Source organism: Patiriisocius sp. (assembly GCF_051252435.1).
GTDB lineage: Bacteria > Bacteroidota > Bacteroidia > Flavobacteriales > Flavobacteriaceae > Patiriisocius.
Map to the genome: position 1 here is coordinate 86,279 of NZ_JBPOFW010000003.1, position 23,030 is coordinate 109,308.

Genomic DNA, 23,030 nt, shown 5'->3' on the forward strand with positions numbered 1-23,030 from the left:
TCTGAAATTTTAGATGAATTATTTAAAATTCATTTAAATATCAATTCCAGCCTCCACCCAGTGCTTGATACAGTTTAACATTTGCTAGCAATTGATCTCTTTTGGTCTCAATAATTTCTATTTGAGAATCTAAAGCTTCACGCTGTGTTAACAACACTTCTGTATATTCTGCTCTCGCAGATTTGAACAAACGAATTGATAGTTCGGTTGACGCATTGAGAGCTTTAACCTGCTCTTGTTTTAAAAGATAACTTTCGTTAAGGTTTTTAGCATCCGATAACTGGTTCGCTACTTCGATGTAAGCATTCAAAATAGCTTTTTCATATTCAAAAACGGCTTCTAGTTGCATGTTATTTGCTGTTGTATAAGCCGATTTGATTGCATTTCTGTTTATTAAAGGACTTACGACATCACCTACCAAAGAATATAAAAGAGACTCTGGGGTGCTGGTCAAAAACTTGGGATTAAAAGCTTCAAGACCTACACCAGCATTAACACCAATAGAAGGGTAAAAATTTGCTTTTGCTATGTTAACATTTAATTTTGCGGCAGCGAGTTCATATTCTGCTCTTCGAATATCTGGACGGTTTTCTAGTAATTGCGACGGAACACCCGTTTGTAATATTGAAACAGGTATATCAATAAAATTTGAAGAACTTCGCAAAACAGGCTGCGGAAATCTACCGATCAAAAAATTGATTGTATTTTCGGTCTCAACAATTTGTTGCTCTATCAAACACTTATTACTCTTATTTTTAAAAACTTCGGCTTCAAAACGTTTAACGGCTAATTCTGTAACTCGGGCAGCTTCTTTTTGAAGTTTTATCATTGAAAGTGCCTGTTGCTGAATTTCCAGATTTTGTTCTATGATCAACAATTGATTGTCCAGTGCCATGAGTTCGTAATACGCACTTGCTATTTCTGAAATCAACTGGGTTTTCATAAAATTCTTTCCTTCAATCGAAGCCAAATATTCAAGGACACTTGCCTTTTTTCCATTCCGAAGTTTTTTCCAAATATCCAATTCCCAAGATGCAGAAATACCAACTTGAAAGTTTGTCAATGGTTCTGGAAACTCTTCTTCCTCTCGTATGGGAAGATTTTTTTCAACAGCACCATTTCTTGTAAATTCGCCTACTTTTTCAACTTCGGCTCCCGCAAATAAACCTACAAATGGAAGGTACTCCCCTGTTCTCGTTTTAACTTCATTCTGCGCCACGTTGATTTTTTGCAACATGATATTAAGCTCTTGATTATTTACAAGAGCAGTATCAATTAAGGCAACTAGATTTTGGTCAACAAAAAACTCCTTCCATTGCAAAGTGGAAGTATTGGTAGTATCTACCTTTTGATTTTGATACTGCTCCGGAACTGTTTTGTTTTCATTTCTCACAGCTTTTGTAGGCACGCAAGAACTTATAGTGAGCAAACTTAAAAAGCCAATTAAAAAAGCTTTAAATGTTTGATTCTTAGATTTTAAATTATTCATCTCTATTTTTTTTTCGAAGTTTTTTCAACAATTTTTTAAGTTTACTTATACTATCAGAATTTAATCTTGTTTGGTTTTCAGCTTCGCTATTTCTTATAAATTCTTCTGAAAGTGGTTCGTTGGATTCGTCTTTAATCAAACTTTTTCCTTCAGCCATTTTAGCAAAAACATAATACAATCCAGGAATCAATAGTACTCCAAACAGCGTTCCTATAAGCATACCTCCCAAGGAAGAACCTCCAATAGTTCTATTACCAATGGCACCTGCTCCTGTTGCAACCACCAATGGAATCAGTCCAGCGATAAATGCAAAAGAGGTCATTAAAATAGGTCTAAAACGTGCTTTACTACCCTCAATCGCTGCTTCCAATACGGTGGCTCCTTGCCTTTGTTCCTGTACGGCGAACTCAACAATCAATACCGCATTTTTACCTAATAAACCAACAAGCATGATGATACCAATTTGTGCGTACACATCATTTGCTAATCCCATAGATTTCAACAGAATAAAGGATCCAAACACCCCAACCGGAAGTGATAATATTACTGCAAATGGAAGTAAAAAGCTTTCATACTGTGCGGCAAGTACGAAGTAAACAAACACCAATACTACAATAAACACATAGAGTGATTCATTACCTCTATTGGCTTCATCAAAAGACAATCCCTCCCAAGCAATATCATATCCTCGTGGCAGTTCTTTTGCGGCAATTTCTTTGATTGCGTTAATAGCGTCGCCACTGGTAAAGCCTTTTGCTGGTAATCCTCTAATCGAAGCCGAATTGTAAAGGTTATAACGTGTTATTTCGTTCGGCCCCAATTTCTTTTCAATAGTCATGAAAGCAGAATAAGGCACCATTTCACCAGACTCATTTTTTACATAAAGTTTTTCAAGGTCAGATGGTAATCTTCTATATTCTGGCGCAGCTTGCGTATATACTTTGAAAAATCTACCAAAGCGAACAAATCCCTGTTCATAAGTACTACCAATCAAAATATTAAGATTTTCCATTGCATTACCAATGGTCACCCCTTTTTGCATGGCAATTTTATTATTTATTTTTAATTCGTATTGAGGGTAGTTAGCTGAATAGAATGTAAATAATCCAGAGAGTTCTTCTCGCTCAGATAAAGCCTCCATAAAATCATTATTAATTTTTTCAAATTGATGATAATCTGTTGAGTTCGTTTTATCTAAAAGGCGCATTGCAAAACCTCCAGAAGAACCAAAACCAGGTACTGCTGGTGGCTCAAAATATTCTATAACTGCTCCCAAATCTTTGGTTTCCTCTTCTAATTCTTCCATTATTTCATGTACCGAATGATGACGATCAGACCAAGGTTTTAAGTTGATGAGGCAGGTACCTGCGTTCGACCCACGCCCTTCGGTCATAATTTCATAACCTGCCAAAGAAGAAACAGAAGCTACGCCTTCGGTTTCCTCACAAATTTTTTGAAGTTTTTTTGCTACTTCATTTGTTCGCTCTAAAGTGGCTCCCGGTGGTGTTTGAATAATTGCATAAATCATCCCTTGGTCTTCATTAGGGATAAATCCTGCGGGTAAAACTTCGCTTGTAAAATAAATTCCAGCACAGAAGGCGATTAAAATTCCGAAGGTCAAAACCCGTCTTGCCACTATTCTATTAAGTATTGAAACGTATTTTCCGGTCAATCTTTCAAACCCTCGGTTAAACCAACTTATAAATTTGTCAATGGGTGATTTTTTCTTTTTTCCATGGTTATTTTTTAGAAGCATAGCACATAAAACAGGTGTTAAAGTCAATGCTACAATAGCCGAAATTATTATTGATCCAGCCATCGTTATTGAAAATTGGCGATAGAAAACTCCTACGGGTCCCGTCATAAACGAAATAGGGATAAACACCGAAACCATAACCAACGTTATAGCCACAATCGCTCCTCCAATTTCGCCCAAAACTTCGTAAGAAGCTTTATAAGGTGTAAGATGCTCCTCCTCCATTTTAACGTGCACTGCCTCGACAACTACAATGGCGTTATCCACAACGATACCAATGGCAAGTACTAATGCAAAAAGTGTAATTAAGTTTATAGAAAGACCAAAGAGCTGCATGACAAAAAAAGCACCAATCAATGAAACCGGAACAGCAATAATGGGTATTAAAGTAGAACGCCAATCTCCTAAAAATAAGAATACAACAATGGCAACAAGAATAAAAGCATCTCGCAAGGTATGTAACACCTGCTCGATAGATGCATCCAAAAAGTTCGAAACGTCATAACTTATTTGAAAATCAACATTAGGAGGTAGTTCAACTTCCAATTCTTTTAATTTTTCCTTTACGGCTTTGATTACGTCACTACCGTTACTTCCAAAGGTTTGTTTTAATACGATTGATGCAGAGGGCTTACCATCTAAATTTGAATAAATATCAAAAAACTCGCTTCCTAATTTCACATCTGCGATGTCTTCTAATTTGATAATTTCCCCCTCCTCATTGGCCCTTATAATAATTTCTTTGTATTGATCAGGTTCATTGTATCTGTTTTGATAGGTCAATACGTATTCCAATGATTGGGATGTCATCCCAGAACTTCTTCCCAAACGTCCAGGTCTAGCCAAGATACTTTGATCTTCCATTGCTTCTAATACTTCTTCTGCTGAAATATTATATGCACGCATACGGTCTGGTTTTAACCAAACTCTCATCGCATATTTTCTACTACCTAAAATTTGAGCACTTGCAATCCCTTTGATACGTTGTATTTCAGGAATAACCTTTGTATAAGCATAGTTGTATAGAAACTTTTCGTCATTGTTTTTATCTGTACTTGAAAGGTTGACATACATCAACATACTGGGTTGTACAGGTGTAATGATAACGCCTTCACGTTGTACAAGTTCTGGCAATAATGGCATTACTTGGTCCACACGTGTTTTTACTCTTACTACAGCTTCGTTTGGGTCTGTACCTGGTTCAAAAATGACTCTTACGGTTGCTTCACCAGCACTTGTAGCATCAGATGCTATATACCGCATGTCTTGAACTCCGTTAATGGCTGTTTCTAAAGGTATCAATGTAGAATTCACTAACACTTCGGCACTTGATCCTGGATAGGCTATAAAAATATTTACGGTCGTTGGTGCAATCTGTGGAAACTGAGAAATAGGTAATTGCTTTATGGCAAGTCCACCTATAAATACAATCATTACCGAAATAACAATTGCCAATACAGGTCTTTTTATAAATTGTTTAAACATGTCTTTTTAGATTAAATTTGAAAATTATTCAGCGTATAGATTTAACTCAGACAATACTTTGTTGGGTTCTAAGAACTTGGTGTGGATTTCTTCATCATTTTTAACCATTCTAATTCCTTCTAACAAAATGGTATCATTTTCAGAAAGCCCTTCGCTTATAATATATAAATGAGGTAATTCTCCACCAATAGAAATTTCTCTTTGCTTTACTACATTATCTTTTGTCACAACAAAAACATAGGTTTTATCTAAAATTTCAAATGTGGCCTTTTGGGGGATGATAATGACATCTTTAAAAGGAACCGACATCAACACACTTCCTGTTTCGCCATGCCTTAAAATTCCATCTGGATTCGGGAATGTGGCTCTAAAAGCAATGTTTCCTGTTTCACTATTAAAATCTCCTTCTATGGTTTCTACAATACCTTTTTGATTGAATTGCATATTGTTAGCCATTAATAGTTCTACTTCCTTTTTAGCATCTTTATCAGCACTCATGATATAGTCTAGATATTCGGCTTCTGGCACGTTGAAGTACACCCACATTTTGCTGTTGTCTGATAATGTGGTCAATAATTCGCCTTCATCTAAAAGGCTTCCCTCTCTCGCTTCAAGATGGTCCATAATTCCATCAAATGGAGCCTTGATTTTTGTGAAACCAAGATGTGTTTCGGCAAGTAAAACCTCGGCGTTTGCTTTATCATATATGGCATTGGCCAATGCGAGTTCGTTGGGTGAGACTACATTTCCATCAGCCAATAACTTTGTGTTCTTAAGTTCTATTTCCGCAGCTTTAGATTCTGCTTTGGCTTTTTGTAATTCTGCTTGATAAATATTTGGCATAATCTGGAACATGGACTGCCCCTTTTTTACGTACTCACCTTCATCAACAGATATTTGCTTTAAATATCCTTTTTCTAGGGCACGGATTTCAATGTGCCTGAAAGCATGGATCTGGCTCACATAATCTTTTGTGATTATGGTATCTTTTTTAATAGGGTTTGTAACTAGAAATTGGGTAATTTCCTTTTTTTCTTCTTTTTTTGTTTCGCAACTTGTATGAAATAATAACACGCACAAGCCCATGAAAATCAGGGTTTTTTTCATCATTTTGAAATTAAATAAATTGAAATAATAATGTAGTTAAGGCTCGCCATTGTTTGTAAACAAAGGGAACTCTAGGTTTTTAGAAAATAATTAGAGTAGATAAGGACAAAAATATATCCTTCGGAAATGTATCAGATTATAAAAACCTGAAATTTAATTTGACGACTTACAGAAGTGTCACAAAAAGAATATCTGAAAAACCTGAATTTATCTTCTTGTAAATTTTGAAATAGCGCACTAAATACAGTAACATTCAAAAATTGAAACAAAGAATTTATGGAAACTAATTGTTGCTGTGAAAAAAGTTCATTTTCCTCTATGTCTACTGTTTCAACAATATCAAAATAATATTTTTCTTTATCATTTTCATTTTGTGAAGAACACAATGCTAATGAAGTAGTATCGCTCGATACATCTTGAGGATGTATCTGTTCAAATTGCTGAAAATCAACGGATAATTCATGATTTTCCAATGAAAATGAAAAAGCAAATACACTAAATAGCCCTGTAAAAAAAAGGCTTAATAGTAATGGCATGTATTTTTTTAGAGGTGCTTTCATTTGCGGTGCAAAATTATATCAATTCATTTAATGCGACAAGATTTAAATATTTAAATTTTAAGTAAAAAAGAAGGGATAAAATTGAGCTCAATTTTATCCCCTATAAATATTTTGAATTAGTGTAAAATTTCAGAATTAATTTTTAATTACCTTAAAAGTAGTTTTGAAATCTCCGGAAATTGCAGTAACCAAGTAGAGCCCACTATTCAAGTTACTCATATCTATTTGAGCAAAGTTTCCATCTGCTTCTTTTTGCATAATTTTTTTACCCAAAACAGAATATACTTCATAGCTGTCAAGCTCGTAAAGTGACGTTATTGTCATTTTATCATTCACCGGATTAGGAAAGTAATTCAAGTTAGTTGCAAATTTATCTTGTGTTGACAATGCATCAATTACAGTTATAGTTCCAAACATATTTCCTGAATGAGGTGTACAAATGTAGTCTATTACAGCTTCTTCTGTAAAAGTATATTCGTAAACGAAACCTTGCTGACTGATTATTCCTGTGCCAAAATCGGCAGGTGCATCTGGATCACTGCTAAAAATATCATGCCCTGCGGTATTCCCCCACGTCCATCTCACCGTGTCACCTGTTTCTATAGTCTTTGTTGCTTCCCCACTTGTGCCGGCACCGTTGGTCCAAACAATATCATGGGTAGTTTGCGCTCCCAAGATACCAATTGTAAAAAGCATCATCAATAATGTAATTTTCTTCATAATATGGTTTTAAGTTATGCTAAAGATACGTTAGTTTCCCAAGCACAGTTTTAAAAAAACACAATTACTTACTTAAATACATTTTCCTTCTAGAATACAAATCGTAAAATTGATCATCTTTTAAACTATCGATAAACAAAATACTTTCACCAGTACTTTTCATTTCTGGTCCTAGTTGTTTGTTTACATTCGGAAATTTGTTAAAACTGAAAACGGGTTGTTTGATGGCATATCCGTCAAGATGTGGTTTGAAATCGAAATCGGTCACCTTACTATGCCCTAACATTACTTTAGTTGCATAATTTACATACGGCTCGCCATACGCTTTTGCAATAAATGGCACCGTACGTGATGCTCTTGGGTTCGCTTCAATGATATATACCTTATCATCTTTAATCGCAAATTGAATATTGATCAATCCTACCGTGTTCAATGCAAGTGCAATTTTCTTAGTGTGATCTTTAATTTGTTGCATTACAAATTCGCCTAGATTGAAAGGTGGCAATGTAGCATTTGAGTCTCCAGAGTGAATTCCGCAGGGTTCAATGTGTTCCATTATTCCTATGATGTACACATCTTCTCCATCACAAATAGCATCAGCCTCTGCTTCGATGGCTCCGTCAAGATAATGGTCTAACAAGAGTTTGTTGTTGGGTATTTTCCGAAGCAAATCAACTACGTGTTCTTCCAATTCTTGCTTGTTGATTACGATTTTCATTCCTTGTCCACCCAATACATAACTAGGTCTAATCAATAGAGGAAAATCTAACTGATCTGCTAATTCTAGAGCTTGATCTGTCGTTTCGGCAACACCAAATTCTGGATACGGTATGTCGAGTTCTTTTAATATGGTTGAGAAACTTCCACGGTCTTCAGCTAAATCCAGGGCTTGGAAACTTGTTCCTAAAATTTTTACACCGTAGCGCTCTAATTTTTCTGCTAATTTTAAAGCTGTTTGCCCACCCAATTGGACAATAACACCTTCCGGTTTTTCGTGACGGATAATGTCATAAATATGTTCCCAAAAAACAGGTTCGAAATATAATTTATCCGCAACATCAAAATCCGTCGAGACTGTTTCGGGGTTACAATTTATCATGATGGTTTCGTAACCCACTTCGGCAGCTGCTAAAACACCATGTACACAGCAGTAATCAAATTCAATGCCCTGCCCAATTCGGTTGGGTCCCGAACCTAAAACAATAATTTTCTTCTTGTCTGTAACAACACTATCATTTTCTGAATATGGCTCTTTTCCGTCGAGCTGCATTTCATTTTCAAACGTACTATAATAATAAGGTGTTTGTGCTTTAAATTCGGCAGCACACGTGTCTACCAATTTATACACTCGCTGGATATTTAACTCCTCACGCTTTTTATACACTTGACTTTCAAGACATTTTAGCATGTGTGCTATCTGTCTATCGCCATATCCTTTTTGTTTAGCTTCAAGCAATAACTCCCTTGGCAACGTCTCTAGAGTGAAGGTGGAAATCTCTTTTTCTAGTAGATATAACTCCTCATATTGACGTAAGAACCACATGTCAATCTTTGTGATTTCGTGAATACGACTCAATGGAATTCCCATTTGGATAGCATCATAAATCACAAATACACGGTCCCAACTCGCGTGTTTAAGCTTGTCTAGAATTTGCTCGTAATTTGTGTAGCTTTTTCCGTCTGCACCAAGTCCGTTGCGTTTAATCTCTAAGGATTGCGTTGCTTTGTGCAATGCTTCTTGGAAACTACGCCCAATTCCCATGACTTCTCCGACTGATTTCATTTGTAACCCCAATGTTCTGTCACTTCCTTCAAATTTGTCAAAATTCCAACGCGGAATCTTTACAATTACATAATCAAGAGTAGGCTCAAATAATGCTGAAGTAGATTTTGTAATTTGATTATCAAGTTCGTCTAAGTTATACCCAATTGCCAATTTACTGGCAATTTTTGCAATAGGATACCCCGTTGCTTTTGAAGCTAACGCCGAAGAACGTGAAACTCGAGGATTGATTTCAATAGCGATAATATCCTCATTTTCATCTGGACTTACTGCAAATTGCACATTACATCCCCCGGCAAAATCGCCTATGCTTCTCATCATATGGATTGCCATATCACGCATACGTTGATACGTGCGGTCACTCAAGGTCATTGCGGGTGCAACTGTAATAGAATCTCCCGTATGGATTCCCATTGGGTCCATATTTTCTATGGCACAGATAATAACTACATTGTCATTTTTATCTCTTAGCAATTCAAGCTCATATTCTTTCCAGCCCATCATGGCTTTGTCAATCATGACTTCATGGATAGGCGAAATTTCAAGTCCATGCCTGAGCAATTCGTCAAAATCTTCTTCCTTATAAACAATAGAAGCTCCTGCCCCACCTAATGTATAAGACGCTCTAATGACGAGCGGAAAACCAAACTCTTGTGCAATTTCTTTCCCTTCTAAATAGGAAGTAGCTGTTTCTTGTGGAGCCATCGCGACACCAATTTTGCCCATAAGAACTCTAAATTGTTCACGGTCTTCCGTTACGTTGATGGCATCAATATCAACACCAATCATCTCTACTCCAAAATCTTTCCAAATCCCTTTTTCATCGGCTTCAATTGCCAAGTTTAATGCGGTTTGTCCTCCCATGGTAGGGAGCACGGCATCAATTTGAGGATGTTCTTTTAAAATTTGAACTAAGGATTTAGTAGTTAGGGGCAACAAATAAATATGATCTGCCATTGAAGGGTCAGTCATAATAGTTGCTGGGTTTGAGTTGACTAAAACTGTTTCAATTCCTTCTTCGCGAAGCGAACGCAAAGCTTGAGACCCAGAGTAGTCAAATTCGCAAGCTTGTCCAATGATTATTGGCCCAGAGCCTATGATTAAAATTGATTTTATCTCGGAGTTCTTTGGCATAATATGTTGTTTTTTTTTCGGATTGTAAAATTACGAGACGATAGGGTATAAAAAAAAGGTGTTGCTTATAAAAACAACACCTTTTATTTATGACTTATCAACATTTATTTTTTGTGACGAGTTTCAGAAGAGACAGAAATTTTCTTTCTACCTTTTGCTCTACGAGCAGCAAGTACTTTTCTACCGTTTACAGATGCCATACGCTCTCTAAAACCGTGCTTGTTTCTTCTCTTTCTTTTTGATGGCTGAAATGTTCTTTTGCTCATGGTAAACTATATTATCTTCTAAAAATTCTTTTTTAACTATACTAAAGTTGGTATTTGCTACAAATTGAAACACTTAATGGGTATCATCGCGTAGGCGGGTGCAAATATACAATCTTTTTTTACACGTCCAATATCAAAAATAAAATATTTTTGATTGTTTTCACTACCTTTGCCAATCGTAAAAAAACAGTCATGAATATTAGAATTTTATTTGTTAGTGTACTACTCCTTTTAGTTAGCATTGACACTTCTGCTCAGGAGCATTTGCGTTATAACCTTGCAGCTGGTGAAATTTACTTAATTGAACAAATTGCAAACCAGGAAATAACAATGGAGTTAGATGAAAGCGAGCATATTGTAAACAATATAATATCTGGAACTTATGAATTTGAAATACTAAAAAATACTAATGATACCATTGTGCTAACATCTACATTTAGAACACTAAGATTTAAAACTGAATCTAATCTAGCAGGTGTTTTATTAGACGTTGATACTGAAAAAGAAATTGACGAAGAAGATATAATGGCTAAGGTATTTCAAGGAATGATTAACGTTCCTGTCACTGTTTATATGTTGCCTACTGGAAAAATTGCAAAAATTATGGGAACAGATACATTGATTGACAATACAGTCGAAAAACTCGACATTGAAGACTCTTTTTCTAAACAATTGATTAAAAAATCTATGGAAAAAGAATTTGGTGACGAAAGTCTTGCAAGCAGTATTGAACAAATGACCTATCTTTTTCCTTCTGAAAAAGTAAACATAAACGACACTTGGAATAACACTTATATAGGTGACCTTGAAGCTCAAAATACATGGCGACTTATGGCATATGAAAATGAAACCTACATTGTTAAAGGCACGTCAGATATAAAAATGAATGTTTCTGATGAATCAATTTTAATGGATTTAATCGGCACCCAACAAACCGAAGCAGTCATAGAAACAAACACGGGCTTTTTTAATGAAATAAATATATCACAAAAAGGAAAGGGTATGAGTACTCTTAAAACAGTGAACGATATTGAAGTCCCTACTTCTTTGAAAGCGACAATGACCTATACAAGAAACTAAAAATAGAATATTCATGTTCAACAAAAATTTAAAAATAATCATAGCAGCACTTTTGGTAGGTGTCGCAATTTGGCAATTTACTGAAACAAACATAGGTAATGGGATAATGCTTATTCTATTGGCCCTTATTTTCGTTTTTCTCTATTTTAAAAATGAAATTATACTACTTGCATTTTTACGCCTGCGAAAACAAGATTTTCCAGGAGCAAAAAAATGGCTCGACAGAATTAGCAATCCTGAAGCATCCCTTGTAAAAAAACAACAGGGATATTATAATTACCTAAACGGGCTCATGGTTTCTCAGACAAACATGAATGAAGCCGAAAAGTACTTCAAAAAAGCTGTTTCTTTGGGCTTGAGTATGGATACAGATATGGCCATGGCAAAATTAAACCTTGCTGGTATTGCGATGACCAAAAACAGAAAACGCGAAGCCGAAATACTCCTCAGCGAAGCAGGAAAACTCGATAAACATAATATGTTGGGCGACCAAATAAAAACCATGAAACAAAACATGAAACGCGCTGGCCAACCCAAACAACAATATGGTAGCGGAAGAAGCGGTCGTGCAATGAAAGGCGGAAGACGCTAAACTCTAGTTAATTCATAGGTTTTTAGTAAGTAAAATCTTACGCGATTCGGTTATTCAACGAATATAGTAAACCATTTGTCTAAAAATTAAGGCTTTACACAATAATGTTATCTACTTTTGCAGTAACAAATTAGTACTGTATGAGTAGAAAACTACTTCTTCTATTTATTGTTATTTCATTTTCCGCACAAGCACAGCTTGAGCCTTCAGATTTATTCTCTCAGGCGATTGGAAAAAATATCAAAAAATTTCGTACGCAATCTAAAGACGCTTACGCGGCTGAAGATTTTGAACGGGCAGAATTTTTGTTTGATTCTCTTATAAAAAATGTAATCAATGGCAGTACGCTCGATAATTTTAAAGTGCGTAAACTTTCTGGACGCAAAATTGACTTATACAAATTTGAAAAACCAGTCTTTTTAATGACGTATGCATCTTGGTGCACACCTGGTATTGGAGAAATACCGGCACTTAACGAAATAGCAAAAGAGCATTACAAGGATATCGACTTTGTTGTACTTTTTTGGGACACCAAACAACAGGTGCGCAAAATAGCATCAGAATATGATAGCAAAATTAATGTGGTGTATGTCAATGAGCTTGAAAACACAAATTGCGAAACCATTAAAACGATGAAACATAGTTTAGGCTTTCCTACGTCGTTCTTTATTGATTCAGATAAAAAAATCCTTGATGTAAGACGCGGTGTATTGCATCCTTACAATGAAAAATACGAAATATCTTACGAGTTCAACTACGACTCATTTTTAAATGGCATTTCACTACTAAAAATAATCAAGGAAACAAACGATGGTGTTGCCACTGAAACACACTAACCCATTTTTCAACAATAATCCCCACTAACCAAAAGAAAATCCTTTCCGTTTAACTGGAAAGGATTTTTTGTAAAGCTTTATTTTAACTTCAGAAATAAAGTATAATCATACTAATTGTCATCAGTAAAACCAATGCCAATTAATTACTTAATTCATTAAAATTTCCGAAGAAAGAATCTTAAAAACTTTTAGATATCTATTTTGAGAAGAACATTTTAACCGCTGCTATCACTAAAATAATTGCAAAACTTTTCTTTAAAATGTTTTGAGGAATTGAAACGGCAAACTTAGAACCGATAAATCCACCAACGACAAAGAAACCAGCAATTACAAGCGCATATTTCCAATTGATGGGGCTCCCTGCGTTATGATACGTGTAAGCAGCTAACAATGTTACTGGAACCGCAAGTACCGCAAGGCTCATTCCTTGAGCTTGATGCTGATTATATCCTAACAATAAAATCATAAGTGGCACCATTACTACTCCTCCTCCTACTCCCATAAACCCACTTAAAATTCCAGCGAGTAATCCTATTGCAATTAATGATAAAATAAGCGTCATATTCATTTTTCTAGTACTAGTTTGATTCGTAATATCCCGGCAAAGGTATCTTAATTTTATATTGTTTCCCAGAAGCATTATTTAAATATGTGTCACGTAACCATGGATTATGGATTTTTAATATTTTATAGTTGATGCCATTGTCCTTTGCAAAGGCAGCAAAATCCTTCACTGGAGTCTCAATGATTAATGTTTTTGTAGCAATAGGCTGATACAAATCTTCTTTATCCAAATAGAATCCATATTTTTCTGGATTACTTAAAATTTCTTTAAAAGCAAGAATCCTAAAAACATATCTACTCGTTTCTGAATTCAGCAACAAATCATAATACCCAGTTACATCTTGACGTTCCAGTTGTTTATTGATACCAGCATTTCCAGCGTTATATGCTCCAGCCGCCGTAGTCCAACTACCAAAACGCTCTTTTGACTTTTTAAGGTATTCTGCCGCTACTTTAGTCGCCAATTCAAGATTATATCGCTCATCAACATAGTCGTTTATTTCTAACCCGTATTCTTTTCCTGTGCTACTTAAAAACTGCCAAAATCCGGCAGCACCTGCGGGAGAACGTACGTCATCGAGTCCACTTTCAGCAACGGCGAGATATTTGAAATCGTCTGGCAAGCCGTATTTTTCAAGTAATGGTTCAATTTCTGGGAAAAATCGGTTCGCCTTTTTAATCATCAAAAGCATGTTTGACTGCCAGTATGTATTTACGTGAAGTTCTCTATCCAGTCTTTCACGCACATCTGTATCATTTAATGGCACTTTTTCGCCAGCAAATTCCATGGACTTTGGAATTGGTAGCGCTCTAACTTTCATCATTTCAGATGAAGGAGATGCAACGCTAGTATTCTGTGGAGCATCGTAAGGCTTGGTCACATCCTTTCCTTGATTTTGAACCGCGCTCAATGTGAGCCAAGAAACTCCCACCAAAATTGTTGCTAGCCCTATTTTTGATAATACATTCATAACTTAAAATTTTTAGTGAATATAGCGAATATTATACCGTATTTCAAAAGAACAAAAACTAATTATCTCCAATAATTTCGATAATCTTATCTGTTACTTGCTTGCCTTTTCGGAGGAGCATAATGTGTGTTCCCCCTTCGATAATATGATTTGTTTTTAGATTTTTAATTGGGAAAACGATGTCCTCATTTCCGTGGATATGATGCACATCTTCTTGACATTCCTCTCTATCCCAACACACCATATTTTTGATTGCCCAATTGAGATAAAGTTCATCACGAACGTGCAAATACTCGTCATAAATTTTTAAACGCTTTTTAGAACGGGGACCCACCGCTAATTTTGTTAAATCGTCCGACTTTACTACGAGACGCGTGGGGACCAAACGATACGCACCTAATTTTCTTACTATTTTTAAGCGTAAAGGCAACTCGTGTTTTGACTTGACACTCGAAATAATAATCAACTTTTTTAAATCTAAAAAAGCGCTCATCTCCTGCGCCATAACACCCCCAAATGAAACACCAATCAAAACAGCATTTTCCTCATTTACATTTGCCGCCATCCGTTTTGCATAATCTGAAATACGTTCCTTTTTTTCTGGAATCAACCACTCAATAATATGAGTTTCAAATCGGTCATCGGGTAAAATTATATTTCTGAAAATTTCCTTTCCGGCAGCTAGACCGGGAACAAAATAAACGTGTATTTTAGATTTTGACATTGCTTTTAGCGTAGTATAATCAATATATAACGAAGATATTTCGTAAATTTACATAATACGAATAATTCCCAATAAATATTTCAGCTTAATTATCATATTTTAAAATGAAAACAGTACTTCACCCCAATTCCACCAGAGGTAAAGCAAACTTTGGGTGGCTAAATGCAAGGTATTCTTTTAGTTTCGCAAATTTTTATGACCCAAACAGGTTACAATTTGGTGCGCTTCGTGTTTTGAATGATGATATTGTTTCGCCAGCAATGGGATTTAGTAAACACCCCCATGATAATATGGAAATTATCACCATCCCACAGAGTGGCTCATTAAAGCATAAAGATTCTATGGGCAACGAGGGTATTGTTGAGTCTGGTGACATACAAGTAATGAGTGCTGGAAGCGGTGTTGAGCATAGTGAAGTCAATGCGAATGCAAATGAAGAACTATCCTTGTTCCAGATTTGGATTTTTAGCAATGAGCGCAACGTAACGCCACGTTATGACCAAAAGAAAATCAAACCGCTACTCACTAAAAACATGTTGACCGCCGTAGTAAAACCAAAGGACAAAGCCACTGAAGATGAAATATGGATTCATCAAGATGCATATATTTACCTCGGAAATTTCAATCAAAAAACAAATACTACCGTTTCATTAAAGAGTAAAGCACACGGAGCTTATGTTTTTGTGATAAACGGAAGTGTTGAAATCAATGACCAAAAATTGGATAAAAGAGATGCAATGGGAATTTGGGACGTTGAATCGTTTGAAATTTCAATAAACAAAGATACCGACCTAATGATAATTGAAGTACCTTTTAACTAATAGTATTGAGTTACCTAATTTAAAAACAAACCCATTATGATTGAAGATGTTGAAATTACAGATAACGAATTTTTGAGACAATTTGAACTTGAGATAGGTGATAACATGGCGCGCATTGAATATGCTTTACAAGAGCGCAAAATCTTCTTAACTAAATACGAAATGCCAGAAGACCTCGAAGAACAAGGATTTAGAGATATTTTTATAAAAGCAGTTTTTGATGAAGTACGCAAGCGCGGTATTAGCGTAATGCCCACAAGTCCTGAAATTGTTGGTTTTTTAAGAAAAAATAGACGTACCTACAGAGACTTATTACCTGTGGGAATTAATATCTAAACTTCATTCAAAACATTAATAAAATCGAAACGGACCAACCCGTCCTCATCGATTTTAGTCAAAGTTACATCATGTAACGTATTTACAAGCTCCGGATTCCACGGGGCTTTTACTTTTACATAATTTTCTGTAAATCCATGAATATAGCCTTCTTTATTTTCACCTTCAAAAAGTACCGTTAACGTATTCCCTAATTGGCTCTCATAAAAAGCACGTCTTTTCTTTGCCGAAAGTCCACGTAACATTTTACTACGTTTAGCTCTTACTCTTTTGGGCACAACACCTTCCATCTCTGCCGCAGCCGTATTTTCTCTTTCTGAATAAGTAAAAACATGCAGATAAGAAATATCCAACTCATTCAAAAAGTGATATGTCTCTAAAAATAATTCTTCAGTTTCGCCTGGAAAACCAACTATAACATCGACACCAATGCAGGCGTTTGGCATTACTTCTTTGATTTTTGAAACTCTATCCACATAAAGTTTACTCATGTAACGGCGCTTCATCAATTTGAGCAACGCATCACTCCCACTCTGCAACGGAATGTGAAAATGCGGTACAAATATTTTGGATTTTGAAACAAAATCAATCGTTTCGTTTTTCAAGAGATTTGGTTCAATCGATGAAATCCTTAAACGTTCAATACCTTTAACATTATCTAGCGCTTGGCATAATTCAAAAAAAGTGTGTTCATGTTTTTTATTTCCGAATTCACCTTTCCCATAATCCCCAATATTAACACCGGTCAAAACAATTTCTTTAATTCCTTTTGCTGAAATTTCTGCTGCATTATCCAGCACATTTTGTAAAGTATCACTCCTAGAAATACCTCTCGCAAGCGGAATTGTACAATAAGTACATTTATAATCACACCCATCTTGTACCTTCAAAAATGCTCGTGTTCTATCCCCAATAGAATAAGAACCTACGTAAAAATCTGCAGCTTCAATTTCGCAACTATGGATTTCAGCACCTTCTCGCGTTCTGTCAGGATTTGCTAGTAAATCATTGATATAACTTGTAAGATTAAACTTTTCTGTCGCTCCAAGGACTAAGTCTACACCATCCACATCTGCTAGTTCTTCAGGTTTTAATTGCGCGTAACAGCCCACTGCCGCTACAAAAGCTTCCGGATTTGTTTTTTGCGATTTCTTGACAATATTCTTAAAGCGCTTATCTGCATTTTCGGTAACACTACAGGTGTTGATTACATACAGATCTGCCTTTTCACTAAAATCTACACGGTCAAATCCTTCTTGAGAAAAACCTCTCGCAATGGTAGATGTTTCGCTAAAGTTTAGCTTGCAACCCAATGTGTAAAACGCGACTTTTTTTGGTGTAGGCATTGTTGTACTTTTGACAAATAAGTGGGCAAAAATACGAACTAAAATCGGTTATCAAAAGTACATGGCATACCCTTTAAAAAACACATTTTATACGATTGGAACGGTTTGTTTGATTATGCTATTCATTGGATGTTCAAATCACACCAAAAATAAAAATGACCACCAAGTTTTTAGGTATAACGAACATAGTAACATTGCTTCGCTTGATCCTGCATTTGCGAGAACTCCACAAACCATTTGGCCTACAAACCAACTCTTTAACGGGCTTGTTCAATTAGACGATTCGCTCAACATCAAGCCAGATATCGCTAAAAATTGGGTAATAAATGACAGCACGTTTACATACACATTTACATTGCGTGATGATGTTTTTTTTCACAAAAATGATGTCTTCGGAAATGCTAAAACCCGAAAAGTGGTTGCCAACGATTTTACATATAGTTTTGACAGACTTACTTCGCAGGAGCTTGCCTCACCAGGAAGTTGGGTACTGAAAGCCGTCGAAAGTTACCGCGCCGAAAATGATTCAACATTTGTCATCCAACTCAAAAAACCATTTCCAGCATTTTTAGGTCTATTGTCTATGCGATATTGTTCGGTAGTTCCCAAAGAGGCCATTGAATTTTACGGAAACGATTTCCGAAGTAATCCTATAGGAACTGGGCCTTTCCAATTTAAATTTTGGGAAGAAAATGTAAAACTGGTTTTGAGAAAAAACCCTATTTATTTTGAAAAAGATGAAAACGGAAAACAACTCCCCTATTTGGAAGCTGTTGCTGTTACATTTCTGCCCGACAAGCAAAGTGAGTTTCTACAATTTGCACAAGGAAAAATAGATTTTATGTCGGGATTGGATAATTCTTATAAAGATGAAATCATCACCACTACGGGAAAATTGCAACCAAAATATGAAGCAACAACAAACCTAATCTCTGCGCCCTATTTAAATACGGAATATTTGGGATTTTTCATGGGAACAAATTCCACCGAAGTACAATCTCCTCTATTGCGAAAAGCAGTCAATTATGGTTTTGACAGAGAAAAAATGGTCACTTATTTAAGAAATGGAATGGGAATTCCCGCAGTGAATGGATTTATCCCGAAAGGATTACCGGGATTCGATGAAATAAAAGGGTACGATTACAATCCAAAAAAAGCTCGAGAACTTATTGAACAATATAAAGCAGAAAGTGGAAATCAAAATCCAAAAGTAAGCATTGGCACTAACAGTCAATATTTAGATGTTTGCGAATATATTCAAAGAGAGTTAGAAAAACTCGGTGTAGAAATCGACATTAATGTGATGCCCCCCTCAACCTTACGCCAAATGAAAAGTAGCGGAGAATTGGATATTTTTAGAGCAAGTTGGGTGGCCGATTATCCTGATGCTGAAAATTATCTTTCTTTATTTTATAGCCCAAATTTTACTCCCAACGGTCCAAATTACACACATTATAAAAATGTAACATTTGATAGTCTATATGTGAAAGCGCAACAAATTTCAGAAATAGACGAACGTAAATTACTTTATACTCAAATGGACAGTATTGTGATGGCAGATGCTCCAATTGTTCCTTTATATTATGACATGGCCGTACGATTTGTGAGTAAAAAAATAAGTGGATTGGGTATCAATCCGCAAAACTTTTTAGTACTGAAACGTGTTAAAAAAAGTAAATAATCTGTATTTACCAAATATTGACATCTTCGATTTATAGGCTATTTTTTATCAAAAACGTTACTTTTTGTAACAAATAATGCAATATATGCGTATAAATAACAAATAGACACATGAAATACACCACCCACGGAACCACAGGAAATCACAAAATTCTCATTAGAAATAGAGAAACGATTTTTGATACTTCAACACAGTCTAAAAGTACGTTTGGTTCTTTCGAAAACCATACTGAAATGAAAACGTGGGAATTTGCTGCATTTCAAAAAGAGCAGTTTGCAAAGAAGAAAAAAGAACGTAAACGCTTTTGGTTGCTACTTTTAGTTTCGACTATTGCTGCTTTAATTGCTTTTTTTCTTGCGCCATTAATTATGGATAGTTTGATGAAAGCTGGAGGTGTAAAATTTCCAAAGTTTTAATCCCTCCTCCACTGTTTTGACTCTTCAAAAACGTGTTCTAAAATTGCCGCTTCCTGCGCGTCAAATTCAATTCCACGTCTTGCCATTACAATTTTTGCAACCTCAAAAGCTTTATCTGTTTTGTAGGTAACCATTCCAGCAGAACCTCCCCAAGAAAAACTGGGGACAAAATTACGTGGGAATCCAGTGCCAAAAATATTTGCACTAACACCAACCACCGTTCCAGTATTAAACATAGTATTGATACTACACTTACTATGGTCACCCATCATTAATCCACAAAACTGAAGTCCGGTTTTTGCAAATCGCTTGGTTTCGTAATCGTAAAGTTTTACTTCTGCATAGTTATTTTTAAGATTTGAAGTGTTTGTGTCTGCACCTAAATTGCACCATTCACCTAAAACAGAATTCCCTAAATACCCATCGTGCCCTTTATTTGAAAATCCAAAAATAACTGAATTTCCAACTTCTCCGCCCACTTTACTATGAGGCCCTACGGTGGTTCCACCATAAATTTTTGCTCCCATTTTAATAGTGGCTTCCTCACAAAGTGCAAAAGGTCCGCGAATCATTGCACCTTCCATAATTTCGGCATTTTTACCTATGTAGATAGGACCATCTGTAGCGTTCAATGAGCATAACGGTAACTTTGCACCTTCTTCGATAAAGATGTTTTCTTTATTAAATGCTACGGTCGTTTCAGGGATGGGCTCAGAGTCCCTTCCTTTTGTCAAGAAATCGAAATCTCTTTTTATTGCTGCTTCATTTTTTGCAAAAATATCCCACGTATGTTCAATTCGTAAAACGTCGTCGTAAGAATATTGGATGATTTCAAAGGTATCAAAATCTACTTCTTGCTCTTCGGAAGTAAAAAATGCTAGTGGCTCATCTTCAAAAAAAAGGGCTTGATTTTCTTGTAACCCTTTTATTAATTGAACTAAATTTTCCGAAGGACAAAAACTTGCGTTAATCAAAATATTGCTCTCCAATTCTACCATGGGCCATTTTTCGGCCAAGTAGTCCTCAGTTACGGTTGTCGTTGTAAAACCGAGCATTTGTTCCCATTTTTCTCTAATGGTTAAAATACCCACTCTAATTTCGGCAACGGGACGTGTAAAAGTAAATGGCAATAATTGATTACGGACGTTCCCGTCAAAAAGGATGTAGTTCATTTTATTTTGTAATTGATTGGTTATTGAGCCGTTTAATTTGTTGTTATCAAAAATATTAAACAAAACACAAAAAGCCCTCGATTTCTCGAAGGCTTTTGATATAATTTAAAACCGTGACTACTCTTTATCCTCTGCAGACTCAGCAGCTGGTTTTTTGAATTTTGCATATTTGTTTTTGAACTTGTCAATACGTCCTGCTGTATCGATAAGTTTAGACTTACCAGTATAGAATGGATGTGACGTTCTTGAAATCTCCATTTTTACAACTGGATACTCAACACCATCAACTTCAATCGTTTCTTTGGCATTCGCTGTAGATTTTGTTATAAAAACATCTTCGTTTGACATGTCTTTAAATGCAACTAATCTATAATTTTCTGGATGGATTCCTTTTTTCATCTTAAATTTTCTTTTTAATACTACACTTTCGACCGTTTCGTAAAGCGTGTGCAAAAATAATAATATTTAACAATACAACAATACTTTATTGCCTTTTTTCTGAAAGAAATTAAACATTGTAAAAATACAACATATCCAAAAATATGTTCTTCATTATATATGTAACATTTTACTACATTTGTTTACTAACAACGCGAACCAAAAAATCATCGTTATTATGGAAGCAAACAATGTTTCAGTAAAACAAACATCCACGCAATATGGTCTTGTCTTAGGAGGAATTCTATCTCTTATAACCATTACAATGTATGCTCTCAACCCAGAGTTATTTGTTAAGTGGTGGGTGGGAATTATCACTATCATTCTTGTTGTAGCTGTAGGAATAGTTTCAACCGCAAAATCAAAGTCAAACTTAGGTGGCTTTATGACTTTTAAAGAGGCTTTCTCAGCATACTTTATCACAGTAGCGATAGGCTTATTCATTGCAACAGTTGTAGGGATTTTAATTTTTAATGTAATTGATCCTGAAATGGCTACTTATATTAATGAAAGAGCTGTTGAAGTAACACGCGAGTTTATGGAAAAATTCAATACTCCTGAGGCAGATATGAATGCGGCAATAGCCGAAATGCAAAAAACCGATAACTTTTCAATTGCAAATCAAGCTAAATCTTACGTTTTTGGACTTGTATTTCAAGCCGTACTCGGTTTATTAATTGGATTAATTTTCAAAAGAAAAGACCCAAACGCGATAGACTAATTTATGAATATTTCCGTCGTAATTCCGCTTCTCAACGAAGCCGAATCTTTAAAAGAATTACACCATTGGATTGCAACAGTCATGCAATCCAATGGTTTTTTATACGAAATCATCTTTATCGACGACGGCAGTACAGATGGTTCTTGGGAGCTCATTTCGGCATTAAAGGAAACGCATCCAGAAGTAAAAGGAATTAAGTTTTTAAATAACTTCGGAAAATCGCAGGCCTTACACGCCGGGTTTGAAATGGCACAAGGAGATGTCATTATCACAATGGACGCAGATCTTCAAGACAACCCCGAAGAAATTCCCGAACTCTATAACATGATAACTGCCGAAAACTACGATTTGGTTTCTGGCTGGAAAAAAGTACGGTACGATTCAAAAATTGCAAAAAATCTTCCTTCAAAATTATTTAACTACGCCGCCAGAAGAACTTCCGGTGTACAGTTGAACGATTTTAATTGCGGCCTAAAAGCATATAAAAAACAGGTAATAAAAACCATCGAGGTAACTGGTGAAATGCACCGTTACATTCCCGTACTTGCAAAAAATGCAGGTTTTACTAAAATTGGCGAAAAAGTTGTGCAGCATCAAGCACGCAAATACGGTACGACCAAGTTTGGAGCAGAGCGTTTTGTCCGCGGATTTTTAGATTTGATTACCATCTGGTTTCTATCAAGTTTTGCGAAACGGCCTATGCATTTATTTGGTGCTTGGGGTGCAATTATGTTGTTTGTTGGTTTCGGCTTTGCCCTATATTTAGGGATAGATAAACTTTTTATCAATCCAACCGGGAGATTAATTACAGAGCGTCCACAATTTTACATTTCGCTGACGGCAATGATTTTAGGGACCCAATTATTTCTCGCTGGCTTTCTTGGTGAACTTATTTTACGTAGTAAAAAGGCCCGTAAAGATTACATCGTTGAACGTATTATTGACTAGTTGCGTTATTGGATGAGCCTTTTTCTAAAACTCCATAAACTATCAACGTGTAAATTGCTACTTTTGCACTATTAAAATTAATAC

Annotated in this window: 22 protein-coding genes; 9 read left to right on the forward strand and 13 right to left on the reverse strand. The window is 35.7% G+C overall.

Annotated elements, in window-relative coordinates:
* Positions 1 to 40: 40 nt before the first annotated feature.
* The 7 genes from ACSHW7_RS07900 to rpmH form a co-directional block, all read right to left on the reverse strand.
* A complete protein-coding gene (locus ACSHW7_RS07900; protein ID WP_435678801.1) occupies positions 41 to 1,489 on the reverse strand; it encodes a TolC family protein in 1,449 nt (482 codons plus the stop codon).
* On the reverse strand, positions 1,482 to 4,730 hold the full coding sequence (locus ACSHW7_RS07905) for an efflux RND transporter permease subunit (RefSeq protein WP_435678802.1): 3,249 nt from the start codon (positions 4,728 to 4,730) through the stop codon (positions 1,482 to 1,484). The genes ACSHW7_RS07900 and ACSHW7_RS07905 overlap by 8 nt, the downstream gene beginning before the upstream one ends.
* 24 nt (positions 4,731 to 4,754) lie before the next feature.
* Positions 4,755 to 5,837, reverse strand: coding sequence for an efflux RND transporter periplasmic adaptor subunit (locus ACSHW7_RS07910; protein WP_435679128.1), 1,083 nt, complete (start codon positions 5,835 to 5,837; stop codon positions 4,755 to 4,757).
* Positions 5,838 to 5,968: 131 nt separating this feature from the next.
* Positions 5,969 to 6,373 (reverse strand): hypothetical protein, encoded by a 405-nt coding sequence (locus tag ACSHW7_RS07915; RefSeq protein ID WP_435678803.1) that lies wholly within the window; start codon positions 6,371 to 6,373, stop codon positions 5,969 to 5,971.
* Between the two features lie 159 nt (positions 6,374 to 6,532).
* Positions 6,533 to 7,117 carry a T9SS type A sorting domain-containing protein gene (locus ACSHW7_RS07920; RefSeq protein ID WP_435678804.1) on the reverse strand — a complete coding sequence of 195 codons (585 nt, stop codon included), beginning with the start codon at positions 7,115 to 7,117 and terminating at the stop codon, positions 6,533 to 6,535.
* Positions 7,118 to 7,181: 64 nt separating this feature from the next.
* Positions 7,182 to 10,034, reverse strand: coding sequence for a carbamoyl-phosphate synthase large subunit (gene carB, locus ACSHW7_RS07925; protein ID WP_435678805.1), 2,853 nt, complete (start codon positions 10,032 to 10,034; stop codon positions 7,182 to 7,184).
* 104 nt (positions 10,035 to 10,138) lie between these two features.
* Entirely contained in the window at positions 10,139 to 10,300 is a 162-nt protein-coding gene (rpmH, locus tag ACSHW7_RS07930; protein WP_082830860.1) for a 50S ribosomal protein L34, read from the reverse strand.
* Between the two features lie 192 nt (positions 10,301 to 10,492).
* On the opposite strand from rpmH, the gene ACSHW7_RS07935 reads away from it, so the two are divergent.
* The 3 genes from ACSHW7_RS07935 (at position 10,493) to ACSHW7_RS07945 (ending at position 12,808) form a co-directional block, all read left to right on the forward strand.
* Positions 10,493 to 11,380 (forward strand): DUF6263 family protein, encoded by an 888-nt coding sequence (locus tag ACSHW7_RS07935; RefSeq protein WP_435678806.1) that lies wholly within the window; start codon positions 10,493 to 10,495, stop codon positions 11,378 to 11,380.
* 13 nt (positions 11,381 to 11,393) lie between these two features.
* Positions 11,394 to 11,972 (forward strand): DUF2892 domain-containing protein, encoded by a 579-nt coding sequence (locus tag ACSHW7_RS07940; RefSeq protein ID WP_435678807.1) that lies wholly within the window; start codon positions 11,394 to 11,396, stop codon positions 11,970 to 11,972.
* Positions 11,973 to 12,112: 140 nt separating this feature from the next.
* Positions 12,113 to 12,808, forward strand: a complete 696-nt coding sequence (locus ACSHW7_RS07945; RefSeq protein ID WP_435678808.1) for a TlpA family protein disulfide reductase — start codon at positions 12,113 to 12,115, stop codon at positions 12,806 to 12,808.
* Positions 12,809 to 13,004: 196 nt separating this feature from the next.
* Here ACSHW7_RS07945 and ACSHW7_RS07950 read toward each other — a convergent pair whose 3' ends face one another.
* Genes ACSHW7_RS07950 through ACSHW7_RS07960 form a run of 3 tightly spaced genes read right to left on the reverse strand, consistent with a single transcriptional unit; the run spans position 13,005 to position 15,067 of the window.
* Positions 13,005 to 13,376, reverse strand: coding sequence for a TSUP family transporter (locus ACSHW7_RS07950; protein WP_435678809.1), 372 nt, complete (start codon positions 13,374 to 13,376; stop codon positions 13,005 to 13,007).
* A 10-nt stretch (positions 13,377 to 13,386) separates the two neighbouring features.
* Positions 13,387 to 14,343, reverse strand: coding sequence for a lytic transglycosylase domain-containing protein (locus ACSHW7_RS07955; protein ID WP_435678810.1), 957 nt, complete (start codon positions 14,341 to 14,343; stop codon positions 13,387 to 13,389).
* A 58-nt stretch (positions 14,344 to 14,401) separates the two neighbouring features.
* The gene (locus ACSHW7_RS07960) at positions 14,402 to 15,067 is read right to left on the reverse strand and encodes an alpha/beta hydrolase (protein WP_435678811.1); all 666 of its coding nucleotides are present in this window, start codon (positions 15,065 to 15,067) and stop codon (positions 14,402 to 14,404) included.
* A gap of 104 nt (positions 15,068 to 15,171) precedes the next feature.
* Here ACSHW7_RS07960 and ACSHW7_RS07965 point away from each other — a divergent pair, with 104 nt between their 5' ends.
* Together ACSHW7_RS07965 and ACSHW7_RS07970 are read left to right on the forward strand one after the other, a co-directional pair.
* Complete coding sequence (locus tag ACSHW7_RS07965) at positions 15,172 to 15,888, forward strand: pirin family protein (protein WP_435678812.1); 717 nt, start codon at positions 15,172 to 15,174, stop codon at positions 15,886 to 15,888.
* 36 nt (positions 15,889 to 15,924) lie between these two features.
* Entirely contained in the window at positions 15,925 to 16,224 is a 300-nt protein-coding gene (locus ACSHW7_RS07970) for a GNAT family N-acetyltransferase (protein ID WP_435678813.1), read from the forward strand.
* On the opposite strand, the gene mtaB is transcribed toward ACSHW7_RS07970, so the two are convergent.
* Complete coding sequence (gene mtaB, locus ACSHW7_RS07975) at positions 16,221 to 17,570, reverse strand: tRNA (N(6)-L-threonylcarbamoyladenosine(37)-C(2))-methylthiotransferase MtaB (protein WP_435678814.1); 1,350 nt, start codon at positions 17,568 to 17,570, stop codon at positions 16,221 to 16,223. The two genes, ACSHW7_RS07970 and mtaB, sit on opposite strands and share 4 nt — an antisense overlap.
* A 61-nt stretch (positions 17,571 to 17,631) precedes the next feature.
* Between mtaB and ACSHW7_RS07980 the strand changes: the two genes are divergently transcribed.
* Entirely contained in the window at positions 17,632 to 19,251 is a 1,620-nt protein-coding gene (locus tag ACSHW7_RS07980) for an ABC transporter substrate-binding protein (RefSeq protein WP_435678815.1), read from the forward strand.
* Between the two features lie 110 nt (positions 19,252 to 19,361).
* Positions 19,362 to 19,667 carry a hypothetical protein gene (locus ACSHW7_RS07985; RefSeq protein ID WP_435678816.1) on the forward strand — a complete coding sequence of 102 codons (306 nt, stop codon included), beginning with the start codon at positions 19,362 to 19,364 and terminating at the stop codon, positions 19,665 to 19,667.
* On the opposite strand, the gene ACSHW7_RS07990 is transcribed toward ACSHW7_RS07985, so the two are convergent.
* Together ACSHW7_RS07990 and ACSHW7_RS07995 are read right to left on the reverse strand one after the other, a co-directional pair.
* The gene (locus ACSHW7_RS07990; RefSeq protein ID WP_435678817.1) at positions 19,664 to 20,839 is read right to left on the reverse strand and encodes a GlmU family protein; all 1,176 of its coding nucleotides are present in this window, start codon (positions 20,837 to 20,839) and stop codon (positions 19,664 to 19,666) included. The two genes, ACSHW7_RS07985 and ACSHW7_RS07990, sit on opposite strands and share 4 nt — an antisense overlap.
* Positions 20,840 to 20,956: 117 nt before the next feature.
* Positions 20,957 to 21,238 (reverse strand): type B 50S ribosomal protein L31, encoded by a 282-nt coding sequence (locus ACSHW7_RS07995; RefSeq protein WP_435678818.1) that lies wholly within the window; start codon positions 21,236 to 21,238, stop codon positions 20,957 to 20,959.
* A gap of 217 nt (positions 21,239 to 21,455) precedes the next feature.
* Between ACSHW7_RS07995 and ACSHW7_RS08000 the strand changes: the two genes are divergently transcribed.
* Together ACSHW7_RS08000 and ACSHW7_RS08005 are read left to right on the forward strand one after the other, a co-directional pair.
* Entirely contained in the window at positions 21,456 to 21,998 is a 543-nt protein-coding gene (locus ACSHW7_RS08000; protein ID WP_435678819.1) for a DUF4199 domain-containing protein, read from the forward strand.
* A gap of 3 nt (positions 21,999 to 22,001) precedes the next feature.
* Positions 22,002 to 22,946, forward strand: coding sequence for a glycosyltransferase family 2 protein (locus ACSHW7_RS08005; protein ID WP_435678820.1), 945 nt, complete (start codon positions 22,002 to 22,004; stop codon positions 22,944 to 22,946).
* The last annotated feature ends 84 nt before the right edge of the window (positions 22,947 to 23,030 follow it).

Bases quoted from the DNA above. Each gene is read 5' to 3' on its own strand.
- ACSHW7_RS07945 (WP_435678808.1), top strand. From the start codon at position 12,113: ATGAGTAGAAAACTACTTCTTCTATTTATTGTTATTTCATTTTCCGCA.
- ACSHW7_RS07990 (WP_435678817.1), bottom strand. From the start codon at position 20,839: ATGAACTACATCCTTTTTGACGGGAACGTCCGTAATCAATTATTGCCA.
- ACSHW7_RS07985 (WP_435678816.1), top strand. From the start codon at position 19,362: ATGAAATACACCACCCACGGAACCACAGGAAATCACAAAATTCTCATT.
- ACSHW7_RS07900 (WP_435678801.1), bottom strand. From the start codon at position 1,489: ATGAATAATTTAAAATCTAAGAATCAAACATTTAAAGCTTTTTTAATT.
- ACSHW7_RS07950 (WP_435678809.1), bottom strand. From the start codon at position 13,376: ATGAATATGACGCTTATTTTATCATTAATTGCAATAGGATTACTCGCT.
- ACSHW7_RS07980 (WP_435678815.1), top strand. From the start codon at position 17,632: ATGGCATACCCTTTAAAAAACACATTTTATACGATTGGAACGGTTTGT.
- ACSHW7_RS07935 (WP_435678806.1), top strand. From the start codon at position 10,493: ATGAATATTAGAATTTTATTTGTTAGTGTACTACTCCTTTTAGTTAGC.
- ACSHW7_RS07940 (WP_435678807.1), top strand. From the start codon at position 11,394: ATGTTCAACAAAAATTTAAAAATAATCATAGCAGCACTTTTGGTAGGT.
- carB (WP_435678805.1), bottom strand. From the start codon at position 10,034: ATGCCAAAGAACTCCGAGATAAAATCAATTTTAATCATAGGCTCTGGG.
- ACSHW7_RS07960 (WP_435678811.1), bottom strand. From the start codon at position 15,067: ATGTCAAAATCTAAAATACACGTTTATTTTGTTCCCGGTCTAGCTGCC.
- ACSHW7_RS08000 (WP_435678819.1), top strand. From the start codon at position 21,456: ATGGAAGCAAACAATGTTTCAGTAAAACAAACATCCACGCAATATGGT.
- ACSHW7_RS07965 (WP_435678812.1), top strand. From the start codon at position 15,172: ATGAAAACAGTACTTCACCCCAATTCCACCAGAGGTAAAGCAAACTTT.
- rpmH (WP_082830860.1), bottom strand. From the start codon at position 10,300: ATGAGCAAAAGAACATTTCAGCCATCAAAAAGAAAGAGAAGAAACAAG.
- ACSHW7_RS07955 (WP_435678810.1), bottom strand. From the start codon at position 14,343: ATGAATGTATTATCAAAAATAGGGCTAGCAACAATTTTGGTGGGAGTT.
- ACSHW7_RS07970 (WP_435678813.1), top strand. From the start codon at position 15,925: ATGATTGAAGATGTTGAAATTACAGATAACGAATTTTTGAGACAATTT.
- mtaB (WP_435678814.1), bottom strand. From the start codon at position 17,570: ATGCCTACACCAAAAAAAGTCGCGTTTTACACATTGGGTTGCAAGCTA.
- ACSHW7_RS07915 (WP_435678803.1), bottom strand. From the start codon at position 6,373: ATGCCATTACTATTAAGCCTTTTTTTTACAGGGCTATTTAGTGTATTT.
- ACSHW7_RS07995 (WP_435678818.1), bottom strand. From the start codon at position 21,238: ATGAAAAAAGGAATCCATCCAGAAAATTATAGATTAGTTGCATTTAAA.
- ACSHW7_RS07905 (WP_435678802.1), bottom strand. From the start codon at position 4,730: ATGTTTAAACAATTTATAAAAAGACCTGTATTGGCAATTGTTATTTCG.
- ACSHW7_RS07910 (WP_435679128.1), bottom strand. From the start codon at position 5,837: ATGAAAAAAACCCTGATTTTCATGGGCTTGTGCGTGTTATTATTTCAT.
- ACSHW7_RS07920 (WP_435678804.1), bottom strand. From the start codon at position 7,117: ATGAAGAAAATTACATTATTGATGATGCTTTTTACAATTGGTATCTTG.
- ACSHW7_RS08005 (WP_435678820.1), top strand. From the start codon at position 22,002: ATGAATATTTCCGTCGTAATTCCGCTTCTCAACGAAGCCGAATCTTTA.